At 66.9% G+C, this 13347-nt stretch carries 18 protein-coding genes; all 18 read right to left on the reverse strand.

Features of this window, described 5'->3' with window-relative positions; genetic code table 11:
• Positions 1-180: 180 nt before the first annotated feature.
• The 18 genes from HV783_RS04925 to HV783_RS05010 all read right to left on the reverse strand — a co-directional run bounded on the left by HV783_RS04925 (position 181) and on the right by HV783_RS05010 (position 12961).
• On the reverse strand, positions 181-453 hold the full coding sequence (locus tag HV783_RS04925) for a hypothetical protein (RefSeq protein WP_144658066.1): 273 nt from the start codon (positions 451-453) through the stop codon (positions 181-183).
• Positions 434-964, reverse strand: a complete 531-nt coding sequence (locus HV783_RS04930; RefSeq protein ID WP_144658067.1) for a hypothetical protein — start codon at positions 962-964, stop codon at positions 434-436. Before HV783_RS04930 ends, HV783_RS04925 begins: the two co-directional genes overlap by 20 nt.
• The gene (locus HV783_RS04935) at positions 954-1415 is read right to left on the reverse strand and encodes a hypothetical protein (RefSeq protein ID WP_054501310.1); all 462 of its coding nucleotides are present in this window, start codon (positions 1413-1415) and stop codon (positions 954-956) included. The genes HV783_RS04930 and HV783_RS04935 overlap by 11 nt, the downstream gene beginning before the upstream one ends.
• 283 nt (positions 1416-1698) lie before the next feature.
• The gene (locus tag HV783_RS04940) at positions 1699-2148 is read right to left on the reverse strand and encodes a tail fiber assembly protein (RefSeq protein WP_064524144.1); all 450 of its coding nucleotides are present in this window, start codon (positions 2146-2148) and stop codon (positions 1699-1701) included.
• Positions 2149-2159: 11 nt separating this feature from the next.
• Positions 2160-3191 carry a phage tail protein gene (locus HV783_RS29425; protein ID WP_175168313.1) on the reverse strand — a complete coding sequence of 344 codons (1032 nt, stop codon included), beginning with the start codon at positions 3189-3191 and terminating at the stop codon, positions 2160-2162.
• A gap of 13 nt (positions 3192-3204) precedes the next feature.
• Positions 3205-3870: a DUF2612 domain-containing protein gene (locus HV783_RS04950; RefSeq protein ID WP_116791064.1), complete on the reverse strand. Its 666-nt coding sequence runs from the start codon at positions 3868-3870 to the stop codon at positions 3205-3207.
• A 1-nt stretch (position 3871) separates the two neighbouring features.
• Positions 3872-5053 (reverse strand): baseplate J/gp47 family protein, encoded by a 1182-nt coding sequence (locus HV783_RS04955; RefSeq protein ID WP_175188778.1) that lies wholly within the window; start codon positions 5051-5053, stop codon positions 3872-3874.
• Entirely contained in the window at positions 5050-5403 is a 354-nt protein-coding gene (locus HV783_RS04960) for a contractile injection system sheath initiator (RefSeq protein ID WP_054501317.1), read from the reverse strand. Before HV783_RS04960 ends, HV783_RS04955 begins: the two co-directional genes overlap by 4 nt.
• Positions 5404-5411: 8 nt before the next feature.
• Positions 5412-6155 (reverse strand): Gp138 family membrane-puncturing spike protein, encoded by a 744-nt coding sequence (locus HV783_RS04965; protein ID WP_175188779.1) that lies wholly within the window; start codon positions 6153-6155, stop codon positions 5412-5414.
• Between the two features lie 34 nt (positions 6156-6189).
• Positions 6190-7218, reverse strand: coding sequence for a phage protein (locus tag HV783_RS04970; RefSeq protein WP_231132908.1), 1029 nt, complete (start codon positions 7216-7218; stop codon positions 6190-6192).
• A gap of 1 nt (position 7219) precedes the next feature.
• Positions 7220-7519: a phage baseplate plug family protein gene (locus HV783_RS04975; protein ID WP_175188780.1), complete on the reverse strand. Its 300-nt coding sequence runs from the start codon at positions 7517-7519 to the stop codon at positions 7220-7222.
• Between the two features lie 9 nt (positions 7520-7528).
• Positions 7529-8128, reverse strand: coding sequence for a phage baseplate protein (locus HV783_RS04980; RefSeq protein ID WP_054501320.1), 600 nt, complete (start codon positions 8126-8128; stop codon positions 7529-7531).
• Positions 8121-9797, reverse strand: a complete 1677-nt coding sequence (locus HV783_RS04985) for a phage tail tape measure protein (protein WP_175188781.1) — start codon at positions 9795-9797, stop codon at positions 8121-8123. The genes HV783_RS04980 and HV783_RS04985 overlap by 8 nt, the downstream gene beginning before the upstream one ends.
• The gene (locus HV783_RS04990; protein WP_006393814.1) at positions 9790-9948 is read right to left on the reverse strand and encodes a DUF6889 family protein; all 159 of its coding nucleotides are present in this window, start codon (positions 9946-9948) and stop codon (positions 9790-9792) included. Before HV783_RS04990 ends, HV783_RS04985 begins: the two co-directional genes overlap by 8 nt.
• A 26-nt stretch (positions 9949-9974) precedes the next feature.
• The gene (locus tag HV783_RS04995; RefSeq protein ID WP_064524154.1) at positions 9975-10424 is read right to left on the reverse strand and encodes a phage tail assembly chaperone; all 450 of its coding nucleotides are present in this window, start codon (positions 10422-10424) and stop codon (positions 9975-9977) included.
• Positions 10425-10427: 3 nt separating this feature from the next.
• Positions 10428-10868, reverse strand: coding sequence for a tail tube family protein (locus tag HV783_RS05000; protein ID WP_026384175.1), 441 nt, complete (start codon positions 10866-10868; stop codon positions 10428-10430).
• Between the two features lie 13 nt (positions 10869-10881).
• Positions 10882-12357, reverse strand: a complete 1476-nt coding sequence (locus HV783_RS05005) for a DUF3383 domain-containing protein (protein WP_144658075.1) — start codon at positions 12355-12357, stop codon at positions 10882-10884.
• 10 nt (positions 12358-12367) lie between these two features.
• Positions 12368-12961 carry a phage neck terminator protein gene (locus HV783_RS05010; RefSeq protein WP_054501324.1) on the reverse strand — a complete coding sequence of 198 codons (594 nt, stop codon included), beginning with the start codon at positions 12959-12961 and terminating at the stop codon, positions 12368-12370.
• Positions 12962-13347: the final 386 nt, after the last annotated feature.

Below are 13347 nucleotides of genomic sequence, written 5' to 3' on the forward strand. Positions count from 1 at the left end.
CCGACGGCGCCGGAAAAAAAGCGCCCTGAAGGTGGAAAAAATCGCGTCCCCAATTTACCTCAAAAACAAAGCCGAGAAACCATTTCATTGTGCTCGAGCACCTGCCGGCGTATTGCCGCCGGCGTCGCATCCACTTCCGCCGCCGAATTGAAATATATCGGCCGGGCATGGTCGCAATATTCAATCCCGGTCCGCGGGGGGAGCGATCCGCACCCAGCCAGACTTGAGCCGATCAGCCACGACATCGTCATCGCTGCGAGCCACTTTTTCCTGCACATCCCTGGCCTCCTTGCGGGCCTGGCCCGCCCGCGCCTGGAGGCGGGCCTCACTGTCCGAGCGTTCCTGCGCCCGGCCCATGGCCCGCCCCCGCCAATACACCCCGGCGACGGCGGCCAGCCCCGCCAGCACTGCCGCCACCACGCCGAGGCCCCGCTTAATCCACTGTTGCAACATGCGCCGTGCTCCTGTCGGACCGCGTCCGGATGGCCGTCACGGCCTGCTGGTAAAGGCCGGCCCAACTGTCCGGCTTGGGCTTGCCCGGCCGCCAGGTGCGCAAATACAGCGCCCAGGCCGCCTGCGTTTCGCCGACCGGCGGCAGCGCCTTCGGATCGGTCCAGAGCAGCAGCCGCGCAACGCCGGCGGCCAGCACATCGTCATACTCCAGCGCGGCATAGATCGCCTCCGGATCGCCGGCCACGCCGCGCGACTTGCACAACATGGCCAGGTGATCCCTGCTGGCCGCGTGGAGGAACACACCCCACACGCCGCCGCGGCTGACGCGCGTGCCCTTCTCGAACTGCCAGAAGCCGCGGGCGGGCCCGCCGATCTGCCGCCGATGCACGAAGCGGCTTTCCTGCAGGCCGATGGCCAGCAGCATGCAGTCCGCCTCGGGCGTATCCATGCGCGCGGGCAACAGCGCCATCGCCGGCCGCACCGCATCGTCCATGATCTGGTCAAGCGTCATGCCTGCCCTCCTTGTCTGCGTGGGTTTCCATGCCCAGCGTCTTGCGTCGGATCTCGACCGCCCAGTCCACCAGGTCCTGGTTCTGCAGCTTGGCGGTCAGGCGCAGGTAAGCGCCCAGCACCCACCAGGCCGGCAATCCCGCCAGCAACATGCACGGGCCGAGCACATAGAACATGGCCAGCAGCCCGTCCTCGCCCAGGCCCGTGCGCTGCGCCATCCAGTAGGCCGAGGACATCAGGTCGGGCATCCAGGCGATCATGCCGATCGCCAGCAAAGGCCCGAACAGAAATGAGCTGACCACCGTGCAGGCGGTGCGCGCGACGAATTCGCGCGGCGTGCGCGGCGGCATCAGCAACATGCCGATCAACGCCGCCATCGCGGCCGGCATGCCGAAAGCCAGCGCAATTTTCAGGGCGGCCCAACCGCCCAAACCCGTAGATGCCGGTTCCATGGTTACACCGCTCCTGTCGACGGTGCGCATTGCTGCCTCCCGTGAACATCACGGGCGCCGCAGGGGCGCGCCGGATGGACCAATTCAAATGTGGATGACGCTGCCGTCCGTTTGCCGCAGGCATTGCCAGGACCGGCATACGTTCTGCCGTTGTCTATTGCCTTTCTCCTATGCCCGGGACACGCAGGCCGAGTCGGCCTTCCTGAGCCGCCATGCCAGTCAGCGACAGGCGGAACCCGACAAAAAAAGCTCGCCAAGGCGAGCCATGATTTGCTTGCGCCGGTCAAATGGGCTCAACAGGCCACTCGATCTGCGCGGGGTAGTGGGTCTGCCCGGAGACGCGGTTCAGTTGCACCCGATACGCCTTCCATGCCGCCAGCGCGGTTCTTTCGGCATCCGTCGCGACGCCAAGATCCACAGCATCCGACAGGGGGGCCATTCGCAGTCCGGCGCGCTCCAGCAGAAAATCTCGTCGAGCGCGTGCCGCAGCCTCCAGTTGCTCCTTCGTTAGCGATTCCGGCGGAGCGGCGAGGGAAGGGTTCGGAATGTCTTCGGCGGCCCAACGGCCCTCCACAATCCGGTAACGCTTGCCCTCTTCGATGAGCGCAGGCGGGGCCATATCGATGGAACCGCCCGGCATCAGGAAGACGCCGGATTCCAAGGGGGACTCGTCTGCGGTGACCTGGCCCACGTAGTAACCCTCATGATTCAGTTGCGAAACCATTTTTTCCATGCGATATCTCCTTAGTATTTGATGCAGGCGAACAGTGCCAGGTTGCGTGGGCGAACGGACGCCAGCGCCGCCGAGGTACCCAGAGTCGTGTACGACCAGCCCGCCAGGAAGGAACCAGAGCCGCTGGTGATGTCATAGCCTTCCGTATAGGCATCGCCCACCTTGAACGAGACGCTCCCGTTATCGGTGCTGAAACGCCACTCACCGTTCTGGGACAGATACGGGAAGGAAGGATTGCTGACCGCTCCGATCACGCGGGAAGCACGCTGGCTGGATCCCAATTGGCGGCCGGCGTCCGCCCCCCGTCCGTCGTCCCATCCCCGCACGAACTCGCCGCGCAGATCGGGCAAGACGATGTACGCACCCGTGGTGCTGCGCGTGTTCATCGGATCTGCGGCGTTGGTGCAGCGGTACCCCACCGGCGCGGTCGCGTTCAATGCATCGCCGCAGTAGATGGCCGACGCCAACGCTCCATAAGCGCTGACAGACGCTGCGGCGCCATTGGCCCGCATCCATCCATAAGGCACTTTCGAAAACGGGAAGTAGGCGATCTGGCCGCACAGCGGCGAGCGATAACCGGTATGGATGGCAGAAGAACCCCAGATCCAGACCTCACTGCATTCGGCGACGATGATGGGGCCGACATCCTGCGTGGGAAGCGCATTGATCGAATACACCCGCGGGAAGTTACCGCTCACGAACGCGGTCGTCGCGATCCTCGTGCTCTTATCCGCCGCCGCCGGCGTCGGCGCGGTCGGTGTCCCGGTCAGCGCCGGCGACGCCGCCAGCGCCGCCACGAACTTGGCCTGCAGCGCCGCCAGGTCGCCGTCGTCCAGCACGTCCTGGCCGGCCTTGTCGGCGATGTACTGGCCGATCATGGCAGCCACGAACGCAGCCTGGCGCCAGACGGTGTTGAGTTCCTTCGATTTGGCCGTGCCGGCCGAGAAGCCGCCCAGCCGGGCGGCCAACGCCTGGTAGTCGGCGGGCGCGAGCACATTGGCGCCGGGAACGGTGCCGAAGGGAAGAATCTGATTGATAGCCACGGAATGTCCTTATTCAACCGGCAAAAAGCGAACCCCAGAGTCCGCCGTCGAACCCGGAGATGTAGTGGTTTTGAACGTCAAAACCGAACAGAGGCCCCTCTTCCGAGGGGATGACGTAGTAACTGATGCGCACGCCTTCCGGCTTGAGCGGGATGTATCCGCCGGTCAGCAGCGCCAGGAACAGCGCGGACGGCGGCGCGCCGGCGACGCCGATATCCACCGACATGTCGCCGTTGTCCTGGATGAACACGTGCGTGCCGCCACCGAAGATGCGGTCCAGGATGGCGGCCGAAGTCTCCAGCGTGCCGTCCCAATGATTCGCCCCGATCTTGGCCCGCAGCAGCAGCCGGTAGGTATCGTCGTCCAGCTCGGTCAGGCCGCTGTCCGGATCGAACGGGCCTTGCCACACGCCCTGGTCGAAGCCCAGGCCGTCGATGTCGTGCGAGAAATACACATTGGAGATCGGCGTTCTGACCTTCCGGTCCAGTCCCACCCAGCGTCCCACCGCATCGAGCTGGGCGCCAATGGCCAGGTCCAGGTCGAACGCTGCCGGCATGCTGCCGTATAGCTCGCGCACGCCCGCCGCAGCGTCGCACAGCGCGGCCACGGTGGCCTTGAACCGGGGCCTGGCGCGGTGATAGGCCGACAGCCGGCCGATGTAGTCGTCTGTGTTGGCCATATCAGGTCACCGTGAGTTTCACGTCGTCCGGCGTCGCCGCGGCGGCTTCGTTGAAGGCCAGCGACACGTCGGGCGCGCCGCTGCCCGCGGGACTGCGCAGGGTCAGGCCGGAAATCTTGAACGTGCCATTGCCTGCCACGCCATTGGCGGCCGAGATGGCGTCGGCCCACTCCACCGACGCGCTGGCGCCGCCGCCGATCGGAACGCCATTGACGTAATCCGCCACCGCCCGCTGCACCGCGACGCCGATGGCGGTGGTATAGCCGGGCAACGCCCGCAGTTGCACGTCGACCGCCAGCGGCACGATCGTGGGCCGGAAGAACCGGATGCGGTGCGCGATGCCGTAGATATCCGTCACGACCACCGTGGTGGTGCCATGCGTGCCCGTCCCGGGCGTCTTCTTGGCGGCGATGGCCTGGGCGATCAGCGCCGCGTCGCCGCCGTCGACCACCAGGGCGATGCTGTGCGGCGGCAGCCCATGGGCGTCCGCCACCGCGCCATCGTTCTCGAAGGCCGCGTGGCGCAAGACTCCCGGCACCGACGCAACCGCGCCGATGGTGCCTTCAAGCACGCTGCGCGACGGCAGCGCCACGGAACGGGCCTGCCGCACGCGCAGGGCGGCGTCGCTCTCGACCGGCGCGCCCGGCGTCGCGGCGGCCGGATTGGTGACGGACTGCCAGCCCAGCGTCGGCGTGCCGATCTGATTGATAGTGCCCGCCGGGGCGGTCACGGCGCCCAGCGCCTGGCTCCGGGCGGTGACGGTGATCTCGCCGCCCGGCGGAATCGTCACGCTCGCCGGCAATTGCCAACGGCCGCGGTTGGCATCCGTCGCCACCCCGTCGATGATGGTGACGCCGCCCTGCCCCACGATGCGCAGGTCCACCGAGGAGCGCGTCGCCGCGCCGCGCACCAGGCCGTTGATCTTCACGTTGCTCGACAGCGCCGCGTTGGCTGCGGTGGCAGGCGAGAAAGCGTTATAGACGCTGATCGCCGCCGAGTTGGCCTCGTGAATGGCTAGGGCAAACACGGCCAGTAACTGACCGTCCTGGCTGTCCGCCTCCAGGTACGTATCCGCGCCGTAGATGCCGCGATATTGTTCCTTGAAATACTGCAGCACCTCGCCATAGCTCGGCGCACGGATGCCCGCGGCGTCGATGACCGGGGCTGTGGAAAGAATCGTCATAATGCCGCCTGCACAGTGGCCGTGCCGAAAAGGGTTGAAATGGATGCCGTCACGCTCAGGCCGCGGGTTTGCGGGTCGAGCCGGCTCGAATACTCGGCCAGGTCGGTGACGCCGGCGGTGCCCAGGATGCGCTGGCGGATGGCCCAGTCGTAGCTGGCGCGGGGCTGCTTGCCCAGCACTTCGCCGTTCCAGGGCATGCCTTCGGTCACGTCCAGGAACCACTCGCCGCGCGCCAGCATCAGCCGGGTCTTGACCGCTTGCGCCACGGCCTCGGCCGAATCGCGGTGGAAATCGGCCCGTGCCGAGCCGAATGAATAGTCGCCATCGGCGTCCAGTTTTCGGTAACGCATAGGAATCCTCAGTTGGGTGGCGTGGTCACCGCGTTGGCGCCTTGCGCGGTATGGGTATGGGTGTCATCGACCCGCTTGCCGTTGGCCAGGATCTGGCCGATCACGTTGAGCACGCCGGTGATCTGGGCGGTGTTGCCCTGGCCGCCGCTGCCCACCAGTCCCGCCAGATAGCTGAGCAGGCCGTTCACCAGCACCTGTCCGGAAAACTCGGACACCGGCGCGACCACGTCGAAGCCGCCCGGCGCCACGATCTTCACCTTGCCGGCGGCCGGGTCCAGCTCCAGGAAAGTCGAGCCATCGTCACTGCGCAGTTGGGTCGCGCTGGTGCTGACCGCCGGCAGCACACGGGGTTGCGAGCGCACGCCCACGTAGACGAAGCCGTCGGACAGGTCATGCATACGCATCTCGGTCTGGTCCTGCACCTGGCCAGACAGCCACCAGGCGTCGATGCAGCGCGAGGCAAACACCACCAGGCACTCATCGCCCGGCTTGACCGGAAAGGTCAGCGTGCAATTGCCGCCCGCTGGGAAATACACGGGGCAATCCACCAGCAGCGGCAGCGCCATGCTGTGCTGCCGGCCCTCGGGCGTCTTGACCCGCGCGCGGATGGCCGGTTGCGCCGTGCACGTCATCGCCACCGGATCGAAGGCGCCGATGATCGCCGGCATGGCGGTCCAGGTCTGCGCCAGCGCGCCATGCAGCGCCGCGCCGATCGCGGCTTGCGGATCGTTCAAAGTCTCAAGTCGGTTCATGAATCTTCCTGCTGAGATAGGACCTGGCCGTGCGCTACTTGACGACGGCGGCAGGCTGGGCGGCGTCGCCCTCGGCGCCGGCCCGCCCCAGGTCGCCGGGAAACAGGGTGGCGTCGGTGGCCAGGCAAAGGACCTCCGTGTACCACTCGTCGCCGCGTGTGTTGCCGCGGTGCTCGACTTCCATCACGTAGTAGTAGCCATCGCCGCTGATGCGGCGCTGCTCGCTGCGATCGATTTCGTTCGCGCCCTTGCCCTCGGAGCGGGCCTGGAAGCCATACTCGGCGATGCGGCTGTTGTCCAGATTGACCAGGCCGCCCACGCGGATGCTGGGATTGAGCAACATGCGCAGCTTGATGCCCTTCTCGGTCTGCTCCGGCATGCCGACCAGGCCGCTGTCGTGCGACAGCACGGGCACCGAACCCGGCACATAGGCGGTTTCGGGAACCACCACCACCTTGCCGTCCTGGATGCTCCACAAGGTGTTCGCACTGCCGCAGACATCCTGCAGGTAGTCCCGCACCATGCCGGACATGACGGCCCCGCGGATCGACTTCTTGCCGCCCAGGTCGGGCACGTAGCCCTGGCGCACGCCGTAGGGGTTCATGGCCGAGCACAGCAGCCGCACCTTGTCGGCGCGGTCGCTGCCCTTGGGCACGGTGGCGTTGACCACCGCAAAGTTGTAGGCCTTGTCGCCATCGGCCGCGGTGATTTCCAGCACGGTCTCGGTGTCACCCGAGCCGCCCCATTTGGCGCGCACCACGTTGCCGTGGAAGATCACGCCGTAATTGCCTTCATAGCCGGCCTGCAGCACCACTCGGGTGAATTCGCGCTGCGCCAGGCTGGCGGTTTCACGGCTGGCGTTCATCACCTTGATGGTGGCGGTGTTGGGGGACTTGGCGTCGTTGCGCTTGATGCCGAAGCTGAAGCTCAGCGCCGACAGATCCAGCGCCTCCTCGTCGCCGACGATCAGCGACACCTTCCGGCCCCACTGGCGCACGCCCTCATCGTCATCGACCGGATCGCCGTATACGGCGATCGGCTCCATTGTGGTCGTGTCCGCCATGTCAGTCCGCCACCCAGTAGAGCTTGGCGCCACGGCCCAGGTCGGTGGCCGTCGGCGCGTCGTCGGGCGACTCCGCCCCGGTCACGCGCAGGCCCCCGGCAAAGCCCAGGTGCCGGTATTGCCCCAGCAGGTTCAGGCCCGTCAACAGCGGAATGCCGGACACCAGCGGCTGGCCGAGGTCATCGGCCACGTCCAATATCCAGCCCTCGCGATACTGCAGCGTCAGCCGGTAGTCGTCACCGCCCAGCGAGATGGCGAACACCTGCGGAATCGGCGACAGAGGTATCTCGAAGTAGTTCATGCGGATCTCCTAGTTCCAATGCAGCGAGCCGCCGTTGGGCGCGGCCGCGGGCCGGGACGCTTTCACGCCCAGGTTCTGCCTGTCCGCGGTCTTTTCCTTCTCTTTCTGGTGTGCGTAGGGCGGCAGCGACGTGCTGCGGGTCTGCGCCACGATCACTTCGCGCAGCGTCACGGTCGCGAACACGGCGCCGGAGGTCTCCCGGCTGTTCTCGACCGCGATCTTCTCGATCAGCATGCTGCTGTAGCGGCGCCGGCTGGTGATCACATCCACCGGCTCGCGCGACTCCTGCAGATTGAGCAGTTGCGAATAGATCGCGGTGGCGTAGTCGTCGGCGGCCGCCTTGCCATTGGCCACGTCCCTGGCCCGGGCGCCGCGCAATGCCTCGTACGAGGCATTGCTCCAGGCGCACTTCATGGTCAGCGACAGCGGCAGCTTGAAGGCATGGTCGCTGATCGCCGAGCGGCCATAGGGGCCCGACTCCACCGGGTGGCTGGTGATCTTGAGCGTATCGTCGTGCGACTCGGTGATGGTCGCCTGCACCACGATGTCGCCGATCTTCTTCGACAGCAGGCCCACCATGTCGGTGCCCGTGAAATTCGTGTCAGTCATAGGAACCCTGCAGGTTGCGCGTCAGGTCGGCATTGACCCGGCTCTGTTGATTGGCCACGGCCGCTCCGGTCGCGCCAGGATCGGCCGACCCATTGACGTAGATGGTGGTGGTGGCATTGACCGACACCGGCGCAGCGGCGGCCGGCGGCGCCAGCGCGGCACCACCCGCTTCGCCAAGCGCGAAACCGGAGTGGTAATCCCGCCACGGCTCGATCCGGGCACCGTCCATGGGAGGCGGTTGCCAGATGCCTGCGGCCCCGTCGACACGCGGCTCCTGCTGCCCGAGACCCACACCCCTGTCGCCTTGCAGCGACTTCAGCGTGCCGTCCCCGAGCGTGCTGGGATACAGGCCCAGCCCCACTCCCGCCGCCACCGGCGATATCGCCACGCCGCGGGCCAGGCTCTTGGCGCCATCGGCAATGCGGCCGATCCAGGAACTGGCTGAGGCCCACAGTGACTGGCCCCATTGCAGGGCGGTGGCGCCGGCGGCCTTGACGCTGTCGACCACGAGTGCGCCGCCGCGGGCGGCCATGTTGCCCATCCAGGACCAGACCGCGCTGGCCATGTTGCTCATCTGGGTGACGGCCGTCCGCCCCATCGAGGTCATTCTGCCGAACACGCCGCCCACGAAATTGCTGGTCGCCGTCCAGGCCCGGCTCACGAAACCGCTGATTTGGCCAGGCAGCGCGGCCAGCCGAGTACCCAGCCCGCCGATGATCGAGCGCATGCCGCCCAGTCGCGAGACCAGGCCCATCAAGGCCCCCACCACGCCACCGCCGCCCAGCATCAGGAAGCCGCCGACCAGCACCAGGAGCTGCGAACTCAAGCCCCCGGTCAGCCCGTCGAGCCAGGTGATCAGGCTGATCACCGGCCCCAGCAACGACATGATCGACAGCACGAAATTGCCGACCTCGCCCAGCCGCTTGCCGGCCGTCTGGCCGTTCTCCTTGAACCAGGCCGAAATGCCGTCGAGCGTCTCCTGCAGCTTCGGGCCCATCGTCAGGAGCGCCTGCGCGAACATCGCGTTGACGGAGCCGCTCAATTCACGGATGGTGCCCATCAACTGATGGGCGCGTTCACCGGCCGCCTCGACGGTGCTGTTTTCCTGGGCATCGCGCTGCACCGACAGGCGCTGCCCGAACTCGGGATCGCGCAGGGCTTCCATGACGCCTGGTTCCAGCCCCAGGCTCTGGCCCGTCGCCCGGGCCTGCGCCGGATCCATGCGTTTGAGCGCGTCGCTCAGCTCCAGCATCAGGTCGGCGCTGTTGCGCTGGGCGCCCGCGCCATCGCTCGACGAGATGTGCAGCTGTTCCAGCAGCGCGGCGATCTTGGGATCGTCGCGCACGTTGCGGTGCAGCGCCTGGGTACTGTTGCGCATTGCTTCGACGGAGACACCGAAGTCCTGCGCCACCGTCTCCAGCGCCCGCATGTCCCGGCCCGATGTGCCGCCCAGCTTGGCGGCGAAATAGCCTTGCTCGAACTGGGCGATCTTGTTTTCGGCGAAGTCGACAACGCTCTTGGCCCGCCCCGCGAACACCGCCAGCGCGTCGGCCAGGCTCTGCTTGCGCGAGTCGCCGATCGCCTGCTTGAGGTCTTTCAGGTCGTCCTTGTCGATCTTGAATATGCCGATCAACCCCGACGGATCGATGGGCACGGTTGTATTAGCCATTTTTTTCTGCCATGTGGCGGCGGTACGCTTCCGCCTTGTTGTCTGCCCGCACCGACAACGCGTCGTTCAGCAGCGCGATGTCGGCCAGGTCCAGGGTGCCGTCCTTGAGGGACTCGTACTTGCAGAGCCCCTCGAGGACCGGCGCCAGCAACCAGTCCTCGCCACCGGGCAGGCTCTTCAGCCAGCCTGTGTCGCCTCGGGGCTGCCGGTCTGGCTGGTAAGCAGCCCTTGAATAAAAGGCCCGAGGCTTGCCACGATGACGCGCACCGCCAGCGGCAGCATCACCGCCAGGTCGATGTCCTGGAACATCGGCACGCGCTGGCTTGCCGACCAGATGGCGGTCCAGCCATGCTCCTGCCGGCGCTGGACCACCTGCATGCAGGTGTCCAGCACATAGTCGGCGTCCTCGTCCTTCATCGCCGCCAGGCCGTCGGCCAGCGGTTGCAGGACATCGGCCATGCCGCCCGGATCCTCGATGATCCCGCGCCCGCCCGCCGCGAGGCGGACGAACACGGGGATCAGCGTAGGAACGATCGGAGCGATGCGGCGCGACACGTGGAACTGTTGCTTGGCGCTCAGTTTCCCGATGGAGTACCGGTGGCCGTTCAGATCAAGTTCCTGCGACATGGCTTAGTAGGTTCCCAGGATCGTGTCGATCTTCGCGGCGTCGAAGGTCCACTTCACCACGTCGCCGTCCTTCTTGTAGGTCAAGTCGGGCTTCTTGCTGAAGGCGCACGAACGGCACGCCGTCACGTCGCCCGTGGCCGGGTTGGTGATGGTGATCAGGTTCTTGCCCCACAGGCGGCTGTCCAGCGACTGGGCGTCGTACAGGGCCTGCAGCTGGGCGTTGACGGGCGAGGTCTTCAGGTAGCTCAGCGTCACGGTGCCGCTCTTGTCGGCGCGCAGCGTGTGCATGACCTCGCCATCGGCGCCCACCGTCATGGCGCTTTTCTCGGCCTTGGCGGCGATGGCGATGCCCTCATCGGCCACGCCCGAGCCGGAGCCCAGCGAAATCGCCCCGCCCGGGCCCACGAGACTGGCGCTGATATCAGCGAACGAATAGGTAGACATCTGCTACTCCTGATTAGCGGTTGACCGTGACCAGAACGTCGACGGTGTGGATGGCGCCGGCTTCCTTGGCGGCGACCTGGAACGGGACGGCCTTGCGCGCTTCACGGTCGGCCTGCGACTGGGTGGCGATCGCCGGCGCGTAGACGTAATAGCCCTTGGCCAGCGTGTCGCCCTGCTTGAGAGCGCCGAAGCCGGCCGAGTTCCACACGCCCGGGGCCAGGTAGCCGTTGTTGACGGCGGCCTCGCACGCAGCCTCGATCACCGAGGCGATCAGTTGGTTGCCGGCGTCGGTCTGCGGCACCTTGGTCGGGCTGGTGTACAGCAGGTTGTAGACGTCGGTCTGGACGCGGTTGCGGAACCAGATCGCGTTGTAGACCGAGTCGATGAAGATGCCGCTGGGCGTCACGCCGTACTGGACGATGGCCGTGTCGTTGTCGTAGTTGACGAACACGTTGCAGTTCTTGGCTGCCAGCGTGTCGGCCTGGCTGCTGCTCAGGGTCTCGGCGACGATGCCGGGCTCCTGCTTGTACATCAGCGTGATGGTGGTGTTGTTGGCGTTGAAGTTCACCGTCAGCAGGCGGCCCAGCAGCGAGGCCACCGCGTACGGGCTGGCGCTGGAGAACTGCACGATCGAGTACTTGTACTTCAGCGCCTTCAACTGGCTGGCGATGTCGTCGTGGTGGGTCGGATCGAGCACCTGCGGCGCCTGGGTCGACACGCCGTACAGGTGGCGCTGGTCGGCCTCGATCAGGCCGGCCACGGCCAGGTGCTGGGCGTCGGTGATGTCGGCATCGGCGAAGGCCAGGCCCAGGAACTTGTTGGCGAAGCGGTCCAGGAACAGCGACACGGCGTCCACCGGGGTTTCGGCGACGATGCCGGCGACGGGCGCCGAGGCCTTGCCCGCGGTCAGGCCCAGCATCGACGAGATGTCGGTGCCGGCGCCCGCGGCCGTGGCGTAGCCCAGCGTCGAGGTCGCGCCCGAGGTGTTAGAGGTCACGACGAACTGCGAGCCGTTCCACAGCACCGAGGCCGACGCCAGTGCCGTCGAGATGATCGACGCGACCCCGTTCAGGTTGGTGGCGCCGGAGAAGTCCAGGCCATTGACCGTCTTGGCGGTGCCGTCGACGGTCAGCGTGAAGGCGCCCGCGGTCACCGCGGTCCAGGCCGACATCTGCTTCTCGGCGGCCGACAGCACGGCACCGCGCAGCGTGGCCGAGGTCGCGCCCTTGGCCCAGCGGCCGATGTACAACTGCGAGGGCTGGGGCGTCTGCTGGAAGTACAGCAGGGCCGCGCGGTACTCGGGCGCGCCGGTGCCGAAGTCGGCGGCGACGGCGTCGATGCCGCCATAGGAGCGCATGCGCTCGCCGGTGTCGATGACCGCGGACGAGCCCAGCAGCAGCGCGGTGTTCAGGCTCGCGCCCTGCGCCGCGAGCGGCGACATGTTGATCGTGACGTTGATCAGGCGTGATACCGGCAATCCATTAGCCATGGTAAATCCCTTAATCTGCAAGGTGGTTGATGTTGTCCGTCGGGGACAGCGACGCGGCGTGCGTCGTGACTTGCGCCGACAGGAGATTCAGGACCGGATAGCTGCGCGCGACCCGGCGCGCAAAACGCAGGGTCATGTCGAACTGCCGTATCCACTGCTGATTCACCAGTTCGTGCATGGCCACGATCGGCCCCGCGCCGCTCACCGCCATGCCTTGCGCCAGCAAGGGCTCGCGGTTCTGCGGCACGGCGGCGCCGTCGCGCAGCAGCGCCGCGTGGCGCAGCGCGCGCGGCCCGAACATCGAGCAAAGCACCTCGATGTGTTCGTGCCGAACGTATGAATCAGATCCTTCCCCGGCCGGGTCGTGGGTGACGACCGGACCGGCGTCCGCGGTTTGCGACCGGATGTCCATCAGGCACCAGGTCTCGGTCTGCGCGGGCGGTTCCACGCCGGCGGCAGGCCAGCGCGTACGAACCAGGTCAAGGGGCAGGCCGGACACGCCGGCGATGAACCCTTGGAACAGCGCCTCGAGCTCGGCATCCTCCAGGGGCGGAGAAATGGCGATCGGCGCCAGGTAGCCGCCGGTGGCCGAACTGTTCGCCATGCGTCGCTCCTTTGTCGTGTTGAGATGCCCGAGGGCGGGTTTGGGGGAATCCAGAGGCCTGGAGGCGGAACGCCGACTTTGCTGCGCCATCGGCGCGGTGCCGCGTTGCGTGATGCGTGCGGCCGGGTTGCGGCGGATTCCGGCTGTCGCCCACCGGGCTGCCGCCTCGAGCCATTCCAGGTCACCGCGGGCGGGAGAAAGGCCCGGTCATGGAAGGAACGGCGAGGCGGCAGGCCGCTGGGCCCCGCCTTGCGGGCGGCGCCTAACAAAACGCCCCGCGCTCTCGAAGAGAACGCGGGGCGCGCAAATGAAAAAGGCCCGCCAGTGGCGAGCCTGTATCGGAGAACTGCGAAGAACATGAGGGACGCGCATCCGGCGATTCATCC

Source organism: Achromobacter dolens, assembly GCF_902859745.1.
In the GTDB taxonomy this organism is placed as follows: Bacteria; Pseudomonadota; Gammaproteobacteria; order Burkholderiales; family Burkholderiaceae_B; genus Achromobacter; species Achromobacter dolens.

Bases quoted from the DNA above. Each gene is read 5' to 3' on its own strand.
- HV783_RS04925 (WP_144658066.1), bottom strand. From the start codon at position 453: ATGTTGCAACAGTGGATTAAGCGGGGCCTCGGCGTGGTGGCGGCAGTG.
- HV783_RS04930 (WP_144658067.1), bottom strand. From the start codon at position 964: ATGACGCTTGACCAGATCATGGACGATGCGGTGCGGCCGGCGATGGCG.
- HV783_RS04935 (WP_054501310.1), bottom strand. From the start codon at position 1,415: ATGGAACCGGCATCTACGGGTTTGGGCGGTTGGGCCGCCCTGAAAATT.
- HV783_RS04940 (WP_064524144.1), bottom strand. From the start codon at position 2,148: ATGGAAAAAATGGTTTCGCAACTGAATCATGAGGGTTACTACGTGGGC.
- HV783_RS04950 (WP_116791064.1), bottom strand. From the start codon at position 3,870: ATGGCCAACACAGACGACTACATCGGCCGGCTGTCGGCCTATCACCGC.
- HV783_RS04955 (WP_175188778.1), bottom strand. From the start codon at position 5,053: ATGACGATTCTTTCCACAGCCCCGGTCATCGACGCCGCGGGCATCCGT.
- HV783_RS04960 (WP_054501317.1), bottom strand. From the start codon at position 5,403: ATGCGTTACCGAAAACTGGACGCCGATGGCGACTATTCATTCGGCTCG.
- HV783_RS04965 (WP_175188779.1), bottom strand. From the start codon at position 6,155: ATGAACCGACTTGAGACTTTGAACGATCCGCAAGCCGCGATCGGCGCG.
- HV783_RS04970 (WP_231132908.1), bottom strand. From the start codon at position 7,218: ATGGCGGACACGACCACAATGGAGCCGATCGCCGTATACGGCGATCCG.
- HV783_RS04975 (WP_175188780.1), bottom strand. From the start codon at position 7,519: ATGAACTACTTCGAGATACCTCTGTCGCCGATTCCGCAGGTGTTCGCC.
- HV783_RS04980 (WP_054501320.1), bottom strand. From the start codon at position 8,128: ATGACTGACACGAATTTCACGGGCACCGACATGGTGGGCCTGCTGTCG.
- HV783_RS04985 (WP_175188781.1), bottom strand. From the start codon at position 9,797: ATGGCTAATACAACCGTGCCCATCGATCCGTCGGGGTTGATCGGCATA.
- HV783_RS04995 (WP_064524154.1), bottom strand. From the start codon at position 10,424: ATGTCGCAGGAACTTGATCTGAACGGCCACCGGTACTCCATCGGGAAA.
- HV783_RS05000 (WP_026384175.1), bottom strand. From the start codon at position 10,868: ATGTCTACCTATTCGTTCGCTGATATCAGCGCCAGTCTCGTGGGCCCG.
- HV783_RS05005 (WP_144658075.1), bottom strand. From the start codon at position 12,357: ATGGCTAATGGATTGCCGGTATCACGCCTGATCAACGTCACGATCAAC.
- HV783_RS05010 (WP_054501324.1), bottom strand. From the start codon at position 12,961: ATGGCGAACAGTTCGGCCACCGGCGGCTACCTGGCGCCGATCGCCATT.